The sequence below is a fragment of the Streptomyces sp. MspMP-M5 genome, assembly GCF_000373585.1.
In the GTDB taxonomy this organism is placed as follows: domain Bacteria; phylum Actinomycetota; class Actinomycetes; order Streptomycetales; family Streptomycetaceae; genus Streptomyces.
In genome coordinates this window covers 131,055-146,954 of sequence record NZ_KB891918.1, presented here as the reverse complement: position 1 = coordinate 146,954, position 15,900 = coordinate 131,055, and the positions used below count along the sequence as shown (strand labels likewise).

The window sequence follows — 15,900 nt, the reverse complement described above, 5'->3', positions numbered from 1 at the left end:
CTCACAGGCATGGCACTTAACAGCGTTAAGGAACCCTTTGCCGACACCTCCGTCGCGGACGCCCTGGAGGCCACCGCCTCGGGCACCGCCGCAGCGACCGTCGAGGTCCTGATATCCGGCGCCGGCCCGACCGGCCTCGCGCTCGCCATCGACCTCGCCCGCCGGGGCGTGACCGCCCTGCTCGTGGAGCGGCAGCCCACCCTCTCCCGCGGCGCCCGCGGCACCGGCATCCAGCCGCGCACCCAGGAGGTCTACGACGACCTCGGCGTACTCCCCGCCGCACAGGCCGCCGGCGGCGTCTACCCGCCCATGGCGCTGTGGGAGGACGGCCGGATCGTCCGGACCCACCAGATGGTCGAACGGGTCGCCCCGACCCCGTCCACCCCCTACTCCGACGCCCTGATGCTCCCCCAGTGGCGCAACGTCGAACTGCTCCACGCCCGCCTCCGGGAACTGGGCGGCGACGTCCGACTCTCCACCGAACTCACCGACTTCACCCAGGACGCCGACGGGATCACCGCCCGCCTCACCGGCCCCGGCGGCGACCTCCGCACCGTCCGCGCCCGCTACCTCGTGGCCTGCGACGGCGGCGGCAGCACCATCCGCAAGCAGCTCGCCGTCCCCATGAACGGCCCCGAACTCGCCCCCGGCCACGCGATCCTCGCCGACGTCCGCCTCGACGGCCTGGACCGCGACCACTGGCACCGCTGGACCCTGTCCACCGGCGGCTTCCTCGGCCTCCTCCCCCTGGCCGGCACCGACGACTTCCAGATGCTCGCCGCCGCGGCCACCGCCGAGCCCGACACCTCCCCCGACGCGGTCCGCGCCCTCATCACCGAGCACACCCACCTCACCACCGACCAGGTCCGCGAGGTCCTGTGGACCTCCCTCTACCGCCCCAAGGCAGGCATGGCCGACGCCTACCGCCACGGCCGCGTGTTCCTCGCGGGCGACGCCGCGCACATCCACTCCCCGGCCGGCGGCCAGGGCCTCAACACCAGCGTCCAGGACGCCTACAACCTCGGCTGGAAGCTCGGCCAGGTGCTCCGCCACGGCGCCCCCGACGCCCTCCTCGACACCTACGAGACCGAACGCCGCCCGCTCGCCGCCCGCATCCTGGAGACCAGCACCCGCCTGCACCGCTCAGGCAGCCTCCACCGCGGCCGCGACCTCCACCAACTCGACATCAGCTACCGGAACAGCCCCCTCACCCGCGAACTCCGCCCCGCCCTCCCCTCCGACGCCCTCACCGCCGGCGACCGCGCCCCCGACGCCCCCTGCACCACCCCCGACGGCACCCCCACCCACCTCTTCGACCTCCTCCGCGGCCCCCACTTCACCCTCCTCGCCCTCGACGTCCCGACCTTCGAGCCCCCCACGCACACCACCCCCGACCTCCTCCGCACCCTCCACACCGCCGGCCCCACCCCCGACCTCCTCGACCCCGAGAACCACCTCCACGCCGCCTACGGCACCACCCCGACCGTCTACCTCATCCGCCCGGACGGCTACGTGGCGGTGGCAGCACCCCCGGAAACCGCCGAATCCGCCATCACGGAGGCCCTGGAGACACACTTCACCGCATCCCGCCCCCGGATCACGGCCTGACGACCCGGCCCGACTGCGGCGCCCATGCGGGAAGTTGGACCCGCCCTCCCCCGCAGCCATGGAGAGGGCGGGCCCCGTCCCCCTCACCTCAAGGTCCGGTCGGGGTAGTCACCCACGGGCCTGGCTCCACCCCACCCTCATCCACCTCGCTCGCCAACTGGAGCAACCGGGCGCCCCGACTCTCCGAAACCCGATGGACCCTGATCAGGTGAGCTTTCAACTCGACGGCCAGCAGGTGGATTTCACCGGGCGTCCAGCATCGTCCGGTGAGCACGTCGCCGGCTTCCTCGATGAGCTCTGCCGCCGAGTCCATCTGCTCGGCTTCCACCCTGTCGGCAAGACGGGAGACGTAACCGGCCCCGGTACCACCGAGAAGGAAACACGGCTTCCCTTCCGGGCTGCTCCACGGCAACAGCCGTGCGGTGTCCATGGGGTTCATCGCGCGGTCACCTCCGCGGCGTGGGACCGGCGGTGCAGCCGCACCTCGGGGCCGGTCGACCGGCAGCCAGCGTTGGTCATGTCGTCAACTCCTTGCTAGTGGATGGCCGCACCCCGGGGCGGTCGCACAGTCGCGGGGGGCCGTACATGGCCCGTTGCGTCGCCGGAGGGCGTCATCAGGCGTGCTCGGTGCCGGACGCCTCGTTCCGGTCATGGCGGCGCCGTCGTTCACTGCTCCGGCAGAGTGAACTAGTTCAGTATCCGAGTGGCCGAAGCGCTTCCGCTACGGTTCCCGGTGCCCTAGTGTGCTGAGCGGCTTCAGTGCTCAACTCGCCGGAGGAGTGGGGAAGATGGCAGGTCCGAAAACATTCACGAAGATCGCGGATCATTTCCGCGAGCGGATCCTGTCGGGCGACCTGGAGCCGGGGGCGAAGCTTCCGACGAACCGGGAGATCTCGGGACAGTGGCAGGTGGCCGCCGCCACCGTGTCCCGCGCCCTTCAAGCGCTCCAGGTCGAGGGGTATATCCGGACCACCCCACGGGGCACTTACGTCGCCGACGACCCGGTGTGGACCCTCTCGGCGCGCGACCGGCTCTCCCGGGTGCAGCGTGTGAAAACGTTCCTCGCGAACGGCGAGACGAGCCGGGTCACCGCCGCCGAGTTGGTGGCCCCTCCCCTGTACATCGCGGAACTCTTCGACCTCGGTACGGGAGACCAGGTGGTGCGCCGGGAATGGCTGGCGGGACGGGGCAAGACCCGGACGGTGTTCGCGGTGACGTGGTACCCGGCACCGTTCGCCGCTCTCGTACCCGACCTGCTGAACACCGCACCCGAGCGCAACCACGGCTTGTCGGCCAAGGTTCTTGAGGCCACGAACCGCACCATCACGCACGCCAGGGACGACCTGCACGCCCGCGCCGCGGACGCACGCGAGGCGAGCGCCCTGGGTCTCCCCGTAGGCTCTTCGATCCTGGCGGGGGCGCACCGCTGGTCGGACACCGATGGTGTCATCGAGTACGGCGAATGGTGCCTGCCGCCCCGCTTCACGATCGGCTACGAGTACCAGCCCTGAACGGGTACGGATCAGAAGACCGGAGTCATCTCCTCTACTTCTTGCAAGGCGTCCTCCATCTTCAACGAGGGGAGTACGTGCACCCTGTTCCAGTGCGCCAGGCGGCTGTCCACCAGGAACTGGTCGACGCTCTCCGCTTTTTCCGCGGACACGATCATGACGATCACGTGTTCCCGGTTCGCGAAAGGCCCCGCCACGACCGTGACGCCGGCCTTCTCGGCGAATTCCGGGATTTTCGAAGCCACCTGGAGCAGCAGGTCCCTCGTCTTCGCGTTGCTCGTCGGGCAGACTTCCGCGCTGTGCGTCGCGAGCAGTACAAAGTGCATCGCTGACCTCCTTCTCCGTGGGCGCTCTCTCGGCCGCCGGCCGGGAAGGTCGTACAACGAGCGTAGGGCGCACGGCCGGGCCGGGCGAATCGGTCGGTGGCCCCCGCAGGGAGGGCCTGCCGCCGCGTACCGCCACGGCCCGTTCCGGCGGGTCGGGCGCTACACCACCAACGACAGCCCCAGCACCCCCACGATCCCCACCACCGAGATCAGCGTCTCCATCAGGGACCAGGTCTTCAGGGTCTGGCCGACGTCCATGCCGAAGTACTCCTTGACCATCCAGAAGCCGGCGTCGTTGACGTGACTGAAGAAGAGGGAGCCGGCGCCGATGGCGAGGACGAGGAGGGCGGTGTGGGTGGTGCTCATCTGGGCGGCGAGGGGGGCGGCCAGGCCCGCGGCGGAGATGGTGGCGACCGTGGCGGAGCCGGTGACGAGGCGGATGGCGACCGCGATCAGCCAGGCGAGCAGCAGCGCGGAGATGTTCCAGTGCCGGGAGACGTCCAGGATCATCCGGCCGACGCCGGAGTCCACCAGCGTCTGCTTGAAGCCGCCGCCCGCGCCGACGATCAGCAGCACGCCGGCGATCGGGCCGAGCGAGGACTCGACGGTGGACGCGATCCGGCCGCGGGTGAAGCCGGCCGACCGGCCGAGCGTGAACATCGCGACGACGACAGCCGTGAGCAGCGCGATCAGCGGCGAGCCGACGATGTCGAAGACCCGCTGGAGGGAGTCCTTGGGGTCGTCCACCACGATGTCGACCAGGGCCTTGGCCAGCATCATCACCACTGGCAGCAGCACGGTGGCGACGGTGATGCCGAAGCCGGGGCGCTTCGCCAGGCGTTCCGCCCGGGCCCCCGGGTCCGCGGTCTCCCCGGACGAGAACAGCATCTTCTCGGGCGGGGCGATGTCGACCCAGCGGGGGGCGTAGCGGGAGAAGAGCGGGCCGGCGATGATCGCGGCGGGAATGGCGATGACGACGCCGAGGGCCAGGGTGACGCCGAGGTTGGCCTTGACCGCGTCGATGGCGGCGAGCGGCCCGGGGTGCGGGGGGATCAGCCCGTGCATCACGGACAGGCCGGCCAGCGCCGGGATGCCGATGCGCATGAGGGAGAAGTTGCCGCGCTTGGCGACCAGCAGCACGACGGGGATCAGCAGGACGATGCCGACCTCGAAGAAGATCGGCAGCCCGACGATCCCGGCGATCAGCACCATCGCCCAGGGCATCCCCCTCCCGCCGGCCCTGGCCAGGATCGTGTCGACGATCTGGTCCGCGCCGCCGGAGTCGGCCAGCAGCTTGCCGAGGACGGCGCCCAGCGCGATCAGCACGCCGGTGCCCGCCACCGTCGTGCCGAGCCCGGTGGAGAAGCTGGCGATGGCCTTGTCCAGGGGTGCGCCGGCCACCGCGCCGAGCACCAGCGACCCGATGATCAGCGCCAGGAAGGCGTGCAGCTTGAACTTGGTGATCAGCAGGACGAGGACGGCGATACCCGCCAGGACGGCGATGCCCAGCTGTGCGTGACCGGCCGAGGTGATGGGCGCGGTCGCGTCCGCTGCGAGCATCTCGACGCTGAGATGTGCCACGGCGATTCCCTTTGTCGGAGGGGTCCTCTGTCGGAAGGCCCCTTGTGGGAGGGGAGGGGGAGAGGGGAGGCCGGGCCCCGTGGGGGAGACGGGGCCCGGCCGGCTCGGGTCCGGCCGGCGCGTCGGGGGTTACGCGGCCGGGGCCGGGCGGCGCAGGGCGGTGACGGCTCGTTCGGCGATCTGCTCGGGGGTGCCGGAGACGTCGACGACCGCGCCGGCCTCGTCCGGCCCGAGCGGTTCGAGGGTGGCGAACTGGGAGTCCAGCAGCGCCGTCGGCATGAAGTGGCCCTTGCGTTCGGCCATCCGCGCCTCGATCAGCGCGCGGTCGCCGGCGAGGTGGAGGAAGAGCACGCCCGGGGCGGCGGCCCGCAGCCGGTCGCGGTAGGCGCGCTTGAGGGCCGAGCAGCTGACCACCCCACCGTGGCCGGCACGGCCGTGCGCCCAGGCGCCGATGGCGTCGAGCCAGGGGCCGCGGTCGGCGTCGTCCAGGGGCGTGCCGGCGGTCATCTTGGCGATGTTGGCCGGCGGGTGGAAGTCGTCGCCCTCGGCGTAGGGGACGCCCAGCGCGTCGGCCACCAGGGGGCCGATCGTCGTCTTGCCGGTCCCGGCCACACCCATCACGACGATGACGTCGGCGCTGCCCATCCCGAATACCTCGATACCTCGTATAGCAGGACACCATGTGCCGGATCGCCGCCATCGGTGGGTACCGGCGGTATCGGTACGACGCTGTCCACTTCGACCTCGTGCGCCCTCCACTGAAACCCATTAGGTACGACGTATTCAAGAGTCTGTGACGCAAACGTCATACTTAATTGGCCGAGAAGCGGCAGCACAGACACCGAGAAGCGGAACGTAGGCTTGGCCCATGAAAGCGACCGGGAACGGGGAGAAGGGGCTGCACGCCCGCGTGCTGGAGTCCCTGGGGCCCGCGATCACCGCGGGCGACCACCCTCCGGGCACGGTCCTGCGCACCGACGAGCTGGCCGAGCGGTTCGACGTCTCGCGCACGGTGATCCGCGAGGCGATCCGGGTCCTGGAGTCCATGCACCTGGTCGCCTCCCGGCGCCGGGTCGGGGTGACCGTCCGCCCCACCGAGGAGTGGAACGTCTACGACCCGCGGGTGATCGGCTGGCGGCTGGCCGGCCGGGACCGCCCCCGGCAGCTGCGTTCGCTGACGGTGCTGCGCTCGGCCGTCGAGCCGGTGGCGGCCGGGCTCGCCGCCCGCCATGCCACCCCCGCCCAGTGCGCCGAACTCACCGAGCACGCCATGGGGATGGTGGCCACCTCGCGAGGCCAGCAGCTCGACGCGTACCTCGTGCACGACATGGCGTTCCACCGGGTGGTGCTGACCGCCTCCGGCAACGAGATGTTCGCCCGCCTCGCCGAGGTCGTCGCGGCCGTGCTCACCGGCCGGACCCAGCACCATGTGATGTTCACCGACCCCGACCCGGCGGCGGTCACCCTGCACGTCCAGGTGGCCGAGGCGGTCCGCACCGGCGACGCGGCCCGCGCCGAGGCCCTCACCCGGGAGATCACGGCCGGCGCGATGGCCGAACTGGACGTGCTGGCACCGTAGTCGACGCCCGCCGGCCCCCATCGCCGGGCCGTGCGCGCCGGGCGGGACGCGCTCAGAACAGCGGCTGCTGCCCCGGCATCGGCGGCTCCTCCGGGTCGAAGAGCTTCTCCGCGGGCGCCATCATGGGCGCCGTCCGCCGCGAGCCCGGGCAGGAGATCAGCTCGATCCCCATCCGCCGCCCCGGAGGGTCGTGACGGGCGTACCGGCCGCCGACCACGGCGATCTCTCGGGTGCAGACGGGGCAGTGGCGGCGCGGTGCGGACATGCCACCAGTGTGGCGGACGCCCTCCGGCCCCCGCACCCGGCACCCGCCGGGCCCACCGGGGCCACCGACCGCGCCCCCGGAAGACGTCCCCTCAGAAGACATCATCAGAGGACGTCAGAGGACCTCAGAAGAACTTCCCCTCAGAAAGCATCCGTCGGCACATACGTCCCCCACACCTCGCGCAGCGCGTCGCACACCTCGCCCAGCGTGGCCCGGGCGCGCAGCGCCTCCCGCATCGGGTAGAGCACGTTGTCCGGGCCCTCGGCGGCCTTGCGCACCGCGCCGAGCGCCGCGGTGACCGCGTTGGCGTTGCGGCGCTCGCGCAGCCGCGCCAGCCGCTCGGCCTGCTGCGCCTCGATGGCGGGGTCCACCCGCAGCGGCTCGTAGGGCTCCTCCTCGTCGCTGCGGAAGCGGTTGACGCCGACCACCACCCGCTCGCCGGCGTCGGTCTCCTGGGCGATCCGGTAGGCGTTGCGCTCGATCTCGTCCTTCTGGAAGCCCCGTTCGATGGCGGCGACCGCCCCGCCGAAGTCCTCGACCCGCGCCATCAGCGCCAGCGCCGCCTCCTCGACGCCGTCCGTCAGCGACTCCACCGCGTACGAACCGGCGAACGGGTCGACGGTGGCGGTGACGTCCGTCTCGTGCGCCAGCACCTGCTGGGTGCGCAGCGCGAGCCGGGCCGCCTTCTCGGTCGGCAGCGCGATTGCCTCGTCGAAGGAGTTGGTGTGCAGCGACTGGGTCCCGCCGAGCACCGCGGCCAGCCCCTGCACGGTCACCCGCGCGAGGTTCACCTCCGGCTGCTGGGCGGTCAGCTGCACCCCGGCCGTCTGGGTGTGGAACCGCAGCATCTGCGACCTGGGGTTCCGCGCCCCGAACTCGTCCCGCATCACCCGCGCCCAGATCCGCCGCGCGGCCCGGAACTTGGCGACCTCCTCCAGCAGCGTGGTCCGGGCGACGAAGAAGAACGACAGCCGCGGCGCGAAGTCGTCGACGTCCATGCCGGCGGCGAGCGCGGTGCGGACGTAGGCGATGCCGTTGGCCAGGGTGAAGGCGATCTCCTGCGCGGGCGAGGCACCGGCCTCGGCCATGTGGTAGCCGGAGATCGAGATGGTGTTCCAACGGGGCATCTCGGCCCGGCAGTAACGGAAGATGTCCGCGGTCAGCCGGAGCGACGGCTGCGGCGGAAAGATGTAGGTACCCCGCGCGATGTACTCCTTCAGCACGTCGTTCTGCACCGTCCCACCCAGCTGATGTCCCGTCACCCCCTGCTGCTCGCCCACGAGTTGGTACATCAGCAGCAGCAGCGCGGCCGGCGCGTTGATGGTCATCGACGTCGAGACCGTGCCCAGCGGGATCCCGCCGAACAGCACCTCCATGTCCTCGACGGAGTCGATGGCCACCCCGACCTTGCCCACCTCGCCCGCCGCGATCGGGGTGTCGGAGTCGTGGCCCATCTGCGTCGGCAGGTCGAAGGCGACCGACAGCCCGGTCGTGCCGTGCTCGATCAGCCGCCGGTAGCGCGCGTTGGACTCCCGCGCCGTCCCGAACCCGGCGTACTGCCGCATCGTCCAGGGCCGCCCGGTGTACATCGTCGGATAGACCCCGCGGGTGTACGGGTACTCGCCCGGCTCGCCCAGCCGGCCGTCCGGATCCCACCCGGCAAGCGCCGCCGGCCCGTACACCGGCTCGACGGGCAGCCCGCTCTCGCTGTACCGCGCCATGTCCCCTACGCCTCCAAACAGGTGGATGGTGCCGGTTTGTACCGCATTCACAGCATGCCCGGAGGTTCGCCCCGACGCACCGTCGGGAAGGGGGTGGTTCCTGCGACGGAGCGGGAGACGAGGACCGGCGGCCCTGCCGGCACTGGCCGCACTACCCCTGGCGGCGCCCTGTCACCCGGCGCACCCCACTGCCCTACTGGCTCCCGGCGCCCACGGCCCCGCGGTCCGCGACCTCCAGGCCCGCCTGTCCCAACTCGGCCTCTTCCCCCGCACCCCCACAGGCCGCTACGCCACCCAGACCGAACAGGCCCCCCGCACCTTCCAAAAACAGGCCGAACTCCCCGTCACGGGCACCTACACCACAGCAGACCGCGCAGCCCTCAACTCCCGCACCCACAAGCCGAAATGACAGAGAGAGGCCAGGGAAAAATCTCTGACGGAAGCGATAATTGAGCAACCCCCACCCACCGCAACCACCTACGCGAGAGCGGCGCCGGTTTAGGCGCAAAATAGGGCGCGGGCAGGGCCGGGGGAACGAGCCCCGCCCGCGCCGGGTGCGCTGAGCCACGGGTACGGGGGGAACCCCGGCTCTTGCGCCGCCGATGACCAGTCGGCTCATTTCTTACTGCGTCACGGGGTCGAAAAACGTCACACCCGACCGGCGGGAAGGTTTCCGGTGGGGGTCGGCGCGGCCGTGGAGGGGGCCGGCGTGGGGGTGCTGCCGGTGGCCGGCGCGCTCGGGCTGGGCGAGGCGGCGGGTGGTGAGGCGGCGGGTGGCGGGTCGCCCTCCTCGTCGCCGTTGCCGCCGCCGTTCTGGCCGCCGCCGTTGCCGCCGTTTCCGCCCTGGCCGCCGCCGCGGCCGCCCTTGCCGCCGCCTCCGCCATCGTTGTCACCCGAGCCGCCGCCCTGTTGGCCGGACGGGGAGAAGTACTGGCGGCAGAAGGCGTGCACCCGCTCGGGGCCGCCGGCGGCGTCTTCGAGGCGCCGCAGGGTGTTGCGGTCCAGGTCGCCGGGGCGGCCGGATTCGTACTGCTTGCAGAGGGCGAGCAGCAGTTTGCGCTTCTTGTTCCACCCGCCGTCGTCGGGCAGCGGTTTGCCGTCGTCGCCGGGGGTGCCGGTGCCGGTGCCGGGCGGGCGGGTGCCGGGCGTGGGGGCGGTGTCGTGGCTGCCGCCGGGGGTGGGGGTGGAGCCGGGTGCGGTGGTCCGCCCGTCGGGCGGGGTGGCCGGGGTTCGGCCGGTCTCGCCGGTGGTGGTGGCGGGCTCGTCCGTCTCAAGGGTGTTGGGCGTCTCGGCCGCCGGGACGCTGCTCGCCGGGCGGGGCTCGCCGTCGCGGAACGGGGTGGGCAGTACGCCGGTGCCGGCGGCGACCGCGATGCCGCTGATCGCGCAGGCCGCGAGGGCCACCGCGAAGCCGCGTCTGAAGGGGCGGGCGAGCCCGGTGCGTTCGACGACGCGGTTGGTGCGGGTGCTGCGTGCGCCGGGCAGTGCCGCGCCGCGGGCGCTCTCGCGCGAGCGGGCGCCGGGACCGTGCTGGGCCTGCCGGAAGGCGGCCAGCGCGGCCTCCTCGCCGGGCGACCCGGCGGTTTCGGGCAGACCGGAGCCGGCCGCCGCGGCGGCCTTCAGCAGCTGTTCTAGTTCGCGTGCGCCGTCGCCGACCTGGGAACCGGCCGGCTCGCCACGCAGCAGTCGCTCCGCGGCGTTCTTGTCGAGCCAGCTAAACCGGTCGTCGGCCATCACATGTCCTTCTGCGTTCGTGCGGCCGTTTCCGTCACACCTGGTACGTACGATTCCGCCACGCCGTCATGGCGTCTTCTGTCCTGTATGGGCAGCTCACCCACCGTTCCACCTCCCTTGCCGGCGCCGGCGGACGGCCCCCGGGGCTCCCCGTCCCCGTCGTCCCCACCACCGTCCTCCCCGAGCATCTCGGCCAGCTTCTTCAGGCCGCGGTGGGCGGCGGTGCGCACCGCGCCCGGCCGCTTGCCCAGTACCTGTGCCGCGCTCTTGGCGTCCAGCCCGACGACCACCCGCAGGGTCACCGCCTCGGCCTGGTCCTGCGGCAGCCGGCCTATCAGCCGGAAGGTGTGGCCGGTGCGCAGCGCCTCCAGCGCCTCGCCCGCGGTGTCGGACGCGGCGGGGGTGTCGGTGAGTTCGGTCTCGTCGCCGCCGATGACCGGCCGCCGGCCGCGCATCCGGATGTGGTCCAGCGCACGGTTACGGGCGATCCGGGCGGTCCAGCCGCGGAAGCGGTCCGCGTCGCCGCTGAAGCGGACGAGGTCGCGGGTGATCTGGAGCCATGCCTCGGATGCCACGTCCTCCGCGTCCGGCTCGCCCACCAGGGTCCGGACGTAGCCGAGCAGCCGGGGGTGTATCGCGCGGTAGACGAGCCGGAACGCGGTCTCGTCGCCGTCCTGCGCCGCCTGCACGGCAACCGTCAGCCGTCCGTCGTCCGGCTGAATGTCGTCCCCTCGCACGGGTCCATCCTGTCGCACGCTGAATGTCCGCCGCCCGGTCCTTGCCGCATTGCGCTGTCGCTGTTACTTCACTGTCGGTCGGTCGTCGGATCCGCTCCGCGGCCGGGTGCGTCACCGCCACACCGGCCACCGGCCGCCCGAACGTCACCGCAGACCGTAACGGGTCTGACCCCGGGCCCGGCACCCGGGCCACCCCTTGGGGCGGACGGGGCACCGGCACGAGGTGGCCGCGCGCCCCTTCGAACTCCCCGGTAACCGGGCGCTCTTCCGGCCGGCCGAACCGCCGCGGCCCTTGCGCCCGCCGGCGCGTTCCGGCACGTTACGGGCCCCGCCGGGCCCGCGTCCAGACCACTGGCCGTGCCGCCGCCCGTACCCCGTGTGACGCTTTTCGGCCCGCCGGCGCTGTATTGATTGGAGCCCGTCGCGGGCTCCGCGTGAGCGACGGCCGGGGCCTCTCCTGTGGGGGGTGGCGGCCCCGGCCGTCTCTTGCGCTTGTCTCGCATCTGACCTGCGGTTTCTTCATGCCCTGCCGAGCACCGTGACCAACTGTGTGACCAACGCATCAGGCCACTCCCGAGGCGACGCTCGCCAGGCCGATGCGCTCAGCCGTCGCACTGGCCAGCTTGCGTGCCCCCTGAGCACGACTCTTGCCGTACTGGGCCATGGTGTAGCCCGGTGAGTGGTGCCTCACATTCGCGGACACCTCCACCGGGTTCTCCTCGCCTCCAGGTCATTCGTGACCTTGCCGTGGCGCCAGTCGTGGATGCGGAACCTTTCGGGGGAGGTCCAGCCTCTCTGGTGGTCCGCCATCGGGCACTGACCTGGCCGGCATCCTGCGGGCCACCGGGCGTGACTCCGTCCTTGCGGAGCATGTACCCATCACGCGCGAAGACGAGATCATGGTCGCCCCAGAGCGAACCGAGCCGCTCCTTCCACTCCTGCTGGCGCTCCCGCTTATCGTGCCCAGCGCTCCGCTGCGGCGGACGCCCATCGCGGTGTACGTCGCCCACAGTGGCGCGTCGCGTGTGCAGTGGTGCAGCGGCCCGCAGCCGCGCCGTCCGCACGGCGTCCAGATGTCCCCAAGGAAGCGGGCCCACATCATCGAGCGTCACGAACTTGCGCTGCTGTGCCTTGATCTGCCAGGTCGTGGGCGGGCTGGCTGCGGCCGCTGGATTGGTCGGGATCACCTTCTTGGTGACCGCGGCCTCGAACGCACCCGACAGGATGTTGTGGACATGACGCACGGATTGGATCCCCAAAGGCTTGCCCACGGCCTGACGCTGGAGTGCGAGGGCGCCTACCAAGGAGGCGGTCTTGGTCATCGCCGAGCGTGCAGTCCAGGTCCGCCACATCCTCGCGGACGCCGGGCCCGGCCTACTGCATCGCTGGCTCACCCAGCGGCTTCGCGACCGCTGGCTGACCGAGGCCAAGCACCGGGCCGCACACGTCTCGTACGAGGCTGTCCAACTGCGGGCGGAGAGGAGCGGCCAGTGGCAGCGTACGACCGACGCCTCGTCGAGCATCTCCTCCCGGCCGTCTGGGACCAGGAGGTCGCTTATGGGATCAGGAACCCAACCGCCCCCGATGCCGACATGCCCAAGGCCGCCACCGCCCCCAAGGCTGCCAGCACGCTGTTCGCCCACCTGGCCGACATCCGGCAGGGGTAGGCGATGGCCCCGCTCTCGCTCGGCGAGCGCCATGCCCTCGTTCTGCGGTACGGGGCCGACTTGTCGGACGACGGATCCGGAATGCTTCAGGGCGTTACAGGACGTACCGTCCGCTATCGCTTATCGCTGTGAGCGTGCCGTGGGCAAGATCGCCGCATGCTTGAACGGGCAGGAGTACATCGACGGGTAGGACGGACTAAACGAGCAAGACGCGGCTTGAGCCGTGATCGGGCGATGCGGCCACACGTGAAGAGAGGGTCGCATCAACCCACCGGGGAAAGGTGGAGAACGATCGGTTCAGGCCAGTTCTGATACCTCGCGGCTGGTCGCCCCTGGCCGCCGTGATCTAGGCAACGAAGGGTCAACTTCCGTGTCCCTGGCAAGTTTGGGCAAGTTCCTCGCTCTGGCAGACGGTCGCGGGCAAGCTCTGGCACAGCATTCGTTACCGGCACGCGAGGAGGTCATCATGGCCCTGATTAAGCTCGGTAAGGACCCGGAAAGCCCGAGCGGCGGCTCCCCCACCGTCTACCTCGACGAAGAGAAGGACACCTACCTCGTGCAGGGGTGGAAGGTGGAGGACGAGGAGCGTCTCGGGAAGATGGACATCCCCGGTCACGAGGACGTGGTGGAGATCCCCCGACGCATGGTGCAGTTCTTCCTGGAGGTGAAGAAGCGTGACGAGGACCCCGACGTTTGAGGAGCTGTTCCGCGACTGCCAGAGGACCGCTGTCCACCTGGAGATGCGTGACGCCTACATGAAGTCGGACCCGGCCTTCATCGACTGGAAGGCCGGAGTGGCCCTCGACCCGGCTGAACGCTGGGCCGACTGGCACACCATCGTCACGGAGGCAACGTCACGTGGCGTCGAGGTTCGACGCGCCCGCATCGTTTCAACACCGGTCAGCGAGTACATCCGCTTCGAGTACGACGTGACGGACGGGCTGAACATCGCTGCCGGCGAAAGCGTGCGGTGGCTCTCACGACGCCAGGCGACCGACATCGCGCTTCCAGGCAACGACTTCTGGGTGTTCGACTCCAGCCTCGTTCTCGTCAACTACTTCGACGGCGAGGGCGAGAACATGGAGCTCGAACTCACGGAAGACCCGGAGGTAGCGAAGCTCTGCGAGTCGGCCTTCGAGGCCGTGTGGAAGCGGGCAACTCCGCACGCAGAGTTCGAGTTGGCCTAACAGTCCGAACAGCACTGCCACGCCGACATGACATCGCCATCTTCAAGCGTCGAGGAAGCCCGCCAGGCGCTCGGGCAACGCCTGGCCGAACTCCGGCAAGCAGCCGGACTCACCAAGCGAGCGCTGGCTCACAGCTTGGGCTGGCACGAGTCGAAGGCTTCGCGCTTCGAGAGCGGCACCCGATCGCCCTCGGAGCGCGACCTTCGCGACTGGTGCACCGCGTGCGGCGTGGAGGACCAAGCAGAGGACCTGATCTCGACAGCCCGCGGAATCGAAGGCATGTATGTCGAGTGGCCCAAGATGGAGCGCCACGGCCTCAAGTGGGCGCAGGAATCCGTTGTTTCCCTCTGGGAGCGCACCGAGCGCTTTCGCATCTACTCGCCATGGCTCATTCCCGGCCCGGTACAGACGGCCTCGTACATCACCGCGCTTCTGACCTCCATTCGCGACCGCCGAGGACTCATCGACGACGTGCCGGCCGCCGTCAAAGTGCGCGTCGAGAAGCAACAGATCGTGTACGGCAAGCACAAGTTCGCCATCATCCTGGAAGAAAGTGTCCTGCGGTATCGCATCGGCGGCACGGATGTAATGGCTGGCCAACTCGGCTATCTACTCAGCGTCATGGCACTCCCTTCAGTGAGCCTCGGCATCATCCCCCAGGACGCCGACCGTTCGGGCCTGTGGCCGGTCGAAGGATTCTTCCTGTACGACGACGAGTTGGTGAACGTCGAACTGATCTCGGCTCACCTCACAGTCGTACAGAAGCGCGAACTTGCCATGTATGCCAAGACCTTCGGCGAGCTGGCCGAACTTGCCGTCTACGGCCCCGCTGCGCGTGAACTCATCACCGCTGCCATCGAATCTCTAGGGTGAACGCCTGGCAAGTTCCGGCACACTCCTGGAGCCTCACCCCTCCCCCTTCCTAGTTTTATCGGCACGGCTGAAGACGTGCTCCGGAGGGGCCGGTGATGACAGTGGCAAGTACGGGCAAGGCGATGGAGTTGGCCGACCAATCTGAGGCCGATGACTTCCCCATCGACGTGGATTCGATCTCATCGCACACTGATTCCGTCCTCAGCCTGCGGATGGGGACCACAACTCGCGCGGCGATGGACCAGCACTTGCCGAGAATCGCCAAGGAGCTGAACCACCTGCTCGCCGAAGACCTGGGTGCCGAAGACGACAGCGACGTGCGGGATTTGGTTCGCAAGGGGACCAGGCTCGTTGACCTCACGAATCGACCGAACGCCGAAACGCCTACCTTCGGGAATTTCCTGCACCTCCGCGATGTAGCGCTTCTGACTCGTCGACTGTTGTGGATCTACTCCGAGCGGAACGGGCTGGATGCGCCGTGACTATCGGAGAAGACCAGATCATCCGTGAACTGTCCCACTACATCCACGAACACCCGGCCGAGCAAATGGCGTTGATGCCTGTTTATGACGCTGCGCTCGATCACTCGCGGCGCCGAGCCTGCACTCACGACCAGCGCTGCCCCGTCGTCATGACGGGGGCCGTTGTGGTCGATGAGCGCCACCACGTCCTTTGCCTGCGACACGAGGGAGGCTACGCACTCGCGGAGGCTGAGCCGCAAGCACAGGACGGCTCCCTCCGCGGGGCAGCGCTTCGCCTTCTGGCTGAGGAGGTTGGCCCTCTCGACGTATGGACGCAGCCCGGTGCCGAAGGGCCCTTCCTGGTCGACGTGACCGTGCCCGGCCGCCACAGGTACGGACCTCGACTGCGGGTCGGCATTCGCTACCTCTTCCGGGCTCACTCGGGTGCGGTCTTTCCTTCAATGATCGACATGGGCGCGGCGGCCTGGGTGCCCCTTGCCGAGATCGGCATTCCCTCAGTCCGCAGCCGCGTGGAACGCCATTTGATCGGAACCCGATGAGCCGGTGCCAGCTACAAGGCCGCCGACTGACGTCCGTGTCGGCGACTTCATCTTTCTGAACGGCAAACCGCGAGAGGCCCAAACCACTTA

Annotated in this window: 18 protein-coding genes; 10 read left to right on the top strand and 8 right to left on the bottom strand. The window is 70.2% G+C overall.

Annotation, left to right across the window (positions count from 1 at the left end; translation table 11 throughout):
- The first annotated feature begins 9 nt into the window (after window positions 1-9).
- Window positions 10-1,608 carry an FAD-dependent monooxygenase gene (locus B073_RS0129710; protein WP_018541725.1) on the top strand — a complete coding sequence of 533 codons (1,599 nt, stop codon included), beginning with the start codon at window positions 10-12 and terminating at the stop codon, window positions 1,606-1,608.
- Window positions 1,609-1,696: 88 nt separating this feature from the next.
- On the opposite strand, the gene B073_RS41505 is transcribed toward B073_RS0129710, so the two are convergent.
- Window positions 1,697-2,047, bottom strand: a complete 351-nt coding sequence (locus tag B073_RS41505; RefSeq protein WP_037813075.1) for a hypothetical protein — start codon at window positions 2,045-2,047, stop codon at window positions 1,697-1,699.
- 349 nt (window positions 2,048-2,396) lie between these two features.
- On the opposite strand from B073_RS41505, the gene B073_RS0129695 reads away from it, so the two are divergent.
- Entirely contained in the window at window positions 2,397-3,119 is a 723-nt protein-coding gene (locus B073_RS0129695; RefSeq protein WP_018541723.1) for a GntR family transcriptional regulator, read from the top strand.
- A gap of 11 nt (window positions 3,120-3,130) precedes the next feature.
- Here the strand turns inward: B073_RS0129695 and B073_RS41500 are convergent, their stop codons facing one another.
- The 3 genes from B073_RS41500 to B073_RS0129680 all read right to left on the bottom strand — a co-directional run bounded on the left by B073_RS41500 (window position 3,131) and on the right by B073_RS0129680 (window position 5,671).
- Window positions 3,131-3,445, bottom strand: a complete 315-nt coding sequence (locus B073_RS41500) for a hypothetical protein (RefSeq protein WP_018541722.1) — start codon at window positions 3,443-3,445, stop codon at window positions 3,131-3,133.
- Window positions 3,446-3,604: 159 nt separating this feature from the next.
- Entirely contained in the window at window positions 3,605-5,026 is a 1,422-nt protein-coding gene (locus tag B073_RS0129685; protein WP_018541721.1) for a gluconate:H+ symporter, read from the bottom strand.
- Window positions 5,027-5,155: 129 nt separating this feature from the next.
- Window positions 5,156-5,671, bottom strand: a complete 516-nt coding sequence (locus tag B073_RS0129680; RefSeq protein ID WP_018541720.1) for a gluconokinase — start codon at window positions 5,669-5,671, stop codon at window positions 5,156-5,158.
- Window positions 5,672-5,894: 223 nt separating this feature from the next.
- Here B073_RS0129680 and B073_RS0129675 point away from each other — a divergent pair, with 223 nt between their 5' ends.
- The gene (locus B073_RS0129675) at window positions 5,895-6,605 is read left to right on the top strand and encodes a FadR/GntR family transcriptional regulator (protein ID WP_018541719.1); all 711 of its coding nucleotides are present in this window, start codon (window positions 5,895-5,897) and stop codon (window positions 6,603-6,605) included.
- 52 nt (window positions 6,606-6,657) lie between these two features.
- On the opposite strand, the gene B073_RS0129670 is transcribed toward B073_RS0129675, so the two are convergent.
- Window positions 6,658-6,870 (bottom strand): hypothetical protein, encoded by a 213-nt coding sequence (locus B073_RS0129670; protein WP_018541718.1) that lies wholly within the window; start codon window positions 6,868-6,870, stop codon window positions 6,658-6,660.
- Between the two features lie 140 nt (window positions 6,871-7,010).
- A complete protein-coding gene (locus tag B073_RS0129665; RefSeq protein WP_018541717.1) occupies window positions 7,011-8,591 on the bottom strand; it encodes an acyl-CoA mutase large subunit family protein in 1,581 nt (526 codons plus the stop codon).
- A 25-nt stretch (window positions 8,592-8,616) separates the two neighbouring features.
- Here B073_RS0129665 and B073_RS44605 point away from each other — a divergent pair, with 25 nt between their 5' ends.
- The gene (locus B073_RS44605; RefSeq protein ID WP_158690247.1) at window positions 8,617-9,000 is read left to right on the top strand and encodes a peptidoglycan-binding domain-containing protein; all 384 of its coding nucleotides are present in this window, start codon (window positions 8,617-8,619) and stop codon (window positions 8,998-9,000) included.
- Between the two features lie 239 nt (window positions 9,001-9,239).
- Here B073_RS44605 and B073_RS0129660 read toward each other — a convergent pair whose 3' ends face one another.
- Complete coding sequence (locus B073_RS0129660) at window positions 9,240-10,325, bottom strand: hypothetical protein (protein WP_026247853.1); 1,086 nt, start codon at window positions 10,323-10,325, stop codon at window positions 9,240-9,242.
- Window positions 10,325-11,047 carry an RNA polymerase sigma factor gene (locus B073_RS0129655; RefSeq protein ID WP_420706470.1) on the bottom strand — a complete coding sequence of 241 codons (723 nt, stop codon included), beginning with the start codon at window positions 11,045-11,047 and terminating at the stop codon, window positions 10,325-10,327. Before B073_RS0129655 ends, B073_RS0129660 begins: the two co-directional genes overlap by 1 nt.
- 1,505 nt (window positions 11,048-12,552) lie before the next feature.
- On the opposite strand from B073_RS0129655, the gene B073_RS46755 reads away from it, so the two are divergent.
- The 6 genes from B073_RS46755 (at window position 12,553) to B073_RS0129620 (ending at window position 15,810) form a co-directional block, all read left to right on the top strand.
- A complete protein-coding gene (locus B073_RS46755; protein ID WP_018541714.1) occupies window positions 12,553-12,729 on the top strand; it encodes a hypothetical protein in 177 nt (58 codons plus the stop codon).
- A 466-nt stretch (window positions 12,730-13,195) separates the two neighbouring features.
- A complete protein-coding gene (locus B073_RS0129640; protein ID WP_018541713.1) occupies window positions 13,196-13,426 on the top strand; it encodes a hypothetical protein in 231 nt (76 codons plus the stop codon).
- Complete coding sequence (locus tag B073_RS0129635; RefSeq protein WP_018541712.1) at window positions 13,404-13,916, top strand: DUF6879 family protein; 513 nt, start codon at window positions 13,404-13,406, stop codon at window positions 13,914-13,916. The genes B073_RS0129640 and B073_RS0129635 overlap by 23 nt, the downstream gene beginning before the upstream one ends.
- A gap of 27 nt (window positions 13,917-13,943) precedes the next feature.
- Window positions 13,944-14,789, top strand: a complete 846-nt coding sequence (locus tag B073_RS0129630) for a helix-turn-helix domain-containing protein (RefSeq protein ID WP_026247852.1) — start codon at window positions 13,944-13,946, stop codon at window positions 14,787-14,789.
- A gap of 95 nt (window positions 14,790-14,884) precedes the next feature.
- Window positions 14,885-15,271 carry a hypothetical protein gene (locus B073_RS0129625; RefSeq protein WP_234025196.1) on the top strand — a complete coding sequence of 129 codons (387 nt, stop codon included), beginning with the start codon at window positions 14,885-14,887 and terminating at the stop codon, window positions 15,269-15,271.
- The gene (locus tag B073_RS0129620; RefSeq protein ID WP_018541709.1) at window positions 15,268-15,810 is read left to right on the top strand and encodes an NUDIX hydrolase; all 543 of its coding nucleotides are present in this window, start codon (window positions 15,268-15,270) and stop codon (window positions 15,808-15,810) included. The genes B073_RS0129625 and B073_RS0129620 overlap by 4 nt, the downstream gene beginning before the upstream one ends.
- Window positions 15,811-15,900: the final 90 nt, after the last annotated feature.

Coding starts and splice junctions, on each gene's coding strand:
- B073_RS0129710 (WP_018541725.1), top strand. CDS start 10: ATGGCACTTAACAGCGTTAAGGAACCCTTTGCCGACACCTCCGTCGCG.
- B073_RS41505 (WP_037813075.1), bottom strand. CDS start 2,047: ATGAACCCCATGGACACCGCACGGCTGTTGCCGTGGAGCAGCCCGGAA.
- B073_RS0129695 (WP_018541723.1), top strand. CDS start 2,397: ATGGCAGGTCCGAAAACATTCACGAAGATCGCGGATCATTTCCGCGAG.
- B073_RS41500 (WP_018541722.1), bottom strand. CDS start 3,445: ATGCACTTTGTACTGCTCGCGACGCACAGCGCGGAAGTCTGCCCGACG.
- B073_RS0129680 (WP_018541720.1), bottom strand. CDS start 5,671: ATGGGCAGCGCCGACGTCATCGTCGTGATGGGTGTGGCCGGGACCGGC.
- B073_RS0129675 (WP_018541719.1), top strand. CDS start 5,895: ATGAAAGCGACCGGGAACGGGGAGAAGGGGCTGCACGCCCGCGTGCTG.
- B073_RS0129670 (WP_018541718.1), bottom strand. CDS start 6,870: ATGTCCGCACCGCGCCGCCACTGCCCCGTCTGCACCCGAGAGATCGCC.
- B073_RS0129665 (WP_018541717.1), bottom strand. CDS start 8,591: ATGGCGCGGTACAGCGAGAGCGGGCTGCCCGTCGAGCCGGTGTACGGG.
- B073_RS44605 (WP_158690247.1), top strand. CDS start 8,617: ATGGTGCCGGTTTGTACCGCATTCACAGCATGCCCGGAGGTTCGCCCC.
- B073_RS0129660 (WP_026247853.1), bottom strand. CDS start 10,325: ATGGCCGACGACCGGTTTAGCTGGCTCGACAAGAACGCCGCGGAGCGA.
- B073_RS0129640 (WP_018541713.1), top strand. CDS start 13,196: ATGGCCCTGATTAAGCTCGGTAAGGACCCGGAAAGCCCGAGCGGCGGC.
- B073_RS0129630 (WP_026247852.1), top strand. CDS start 13,944: ATGACATCGCCATCTTCAAGCGTCGAGGAAGCCCGCCAGGCGCTCGGG.
- B073_RS0129625 (WP_234025196.1), top strand. CDS start 14,885: ATGACAGTGGCAAGTACGGGCAAGGCGATGGAGTTGGCCGACCAATCT.